A 1,507-nucleotide genomic window follows, 5' to 3' on the forward strand; every position below is an offset into this window, starting at 1 on the left:
TTCGCGCTGCAGATGTCGCACTACGCGTTCCTGCTGCAGGACGACCTGTACATCGCGACCTACCTCAGCTCGCTGAAGATGGCCGCCGTGTCGACGGTGCTGTGCCTGCTGATCGGCTATCCGATGGCGTACTACATCGCGCGCTCGGAGCCGAACCGCCGCAACGTGCTGATGATGGCCGTGATGCTGCCGTTCTGGACGTCGTTCCTGATTCGCGTGTACGCATGGATCGGCATCCTGAAGGATGACGGCCTGCTGAACCACACGCTGATCGCGCTCGGCATCATCCACACGCCGCTGCGCCTCTATCACAGCGACGCGGGCGTCTATATCGGGATGGTCTATTCGTACCTGCCGTTCATGGTGATGCCGCTGTACGCGCACCTCGTGAAGATGGACCTCACGCTGCTCGAAGCCGCGTACGACCTCGGTGCGAAGCCGTGGGTCGCGTTCACGCGGATCACGCTGCCGCTGTCGAAGAACGGGATCATCGCCGGCAGCCTGCTGGTGTTCATCCCGGCGGTGGGCGAGTACGTGATTCCGGAACTGCTCGGCGGCGCCGACACGCTGATGATCGGCCGCGTGATGTGGGATGAATTCTTCAACAACATGGACTGGCCGATGGCGTCCGCGGTGACGGTCGCGATGGTGATGCTGCTGCTGGTGCCGATGGCGCTGTTCCAGTACTACCAGGTCAAGGAACTGGAGGACGCGAAATGATCAAGCCGAGCAAACCGCTGTCGACGGGCGTACTCGCCTTCGGCTTCCTGTTCCTGTACATCCCGATCATCAGCCTGGTCGTGTACTCGTTCAACGAGTCGAAGCTGGTGACGGTGTGGTCGGGCTTCTCGCTGAAGTGGTACTCGGCGCTGCTGGACGACGACGAGCTGCTGAACGCCGCGTGGCTGTCGCTGAAGATCGGTCTCTTGACGGCCACGGCGTCGGTCGTGATCGGCACGTGGGCGGGCTTCGTGCTCGCGCGCTTCGGCCGCTTCAAGGGCTTCACGCTGTACACGGGGATGATCAACGCGCCGCTGGTGATTCCGGAAGTGATCCAGGGCATCTCGCTGCTGTTGCTGTTCGTTGCGCTGGAGCAGATGTTCGGCTGGCCGAAGGGGCGCGGGATGGTGACGATCTGGATCGGTCACGTGATGCTGTGCGTGTCGTACGTGGCGATCATCGTGCAGTCGCGCGTGAAGGAGATGAACAAGTCGCTGGAAGAGGCGGCGCTCGATCTCGGCGCGACGCCGCTGAAGGTGTTCTTCGTGGTGACGCTGCCGCTGATCTCGCAGGCGCTGCTGTCGGGGTGGCTGCTGTCGTTCACGCTGTCGATCGACGATCTGGTGCTGTCGGCGTTCCTGTCGGGGCCGGGCTCGACGACGCTGCCGCTGGTGGTGTTCTCGCGCGTGCGGCTGGGGCTGAACCCGGAGATGAACGCACTGGCGACGCTGTTCATCACGGCGGTGACGATCGGCGTGATCGTCGTGAACCGGATGATGATCGCGCG

Annotated in this window: 2 protein-coding genes; both read left to right on the top strand. The window is 63.2% G+C overall.

Annotated elements, in window-relative coordinates; translation table 11 throughout:
• The coding region (locus G3O06_RS48255; protein ID WP_205820459.1) for an ABC transporter permease subunit at positions 1–720 on the top strand (720 nt) is incomplete at its 5' end.
• Positions 717–1,507, top strand: a 791-nt coding sequence (locus G3O06_RS48260; RefSeq protein WP_205820460.1) for an ABC transporter permease subunit, incomplete at its 3' end; no start/stop codon positions are given. The genes G3O06_RS48255 and G3O06_RS48260, both read left to right, overlap by 4 nt.

It is taken from the genome of Burkholderia sp. Ac-20345 (assembly GCF_017104825.1).
In the GTDB taxonomy this organism is placed as follows: domain Bacteria; phylum Pseudomonadota; class Gammaproteobacteria; order Burkholderiales; family Burkholderiaceae; genus Burkholderia; species Burkholderia lata_B.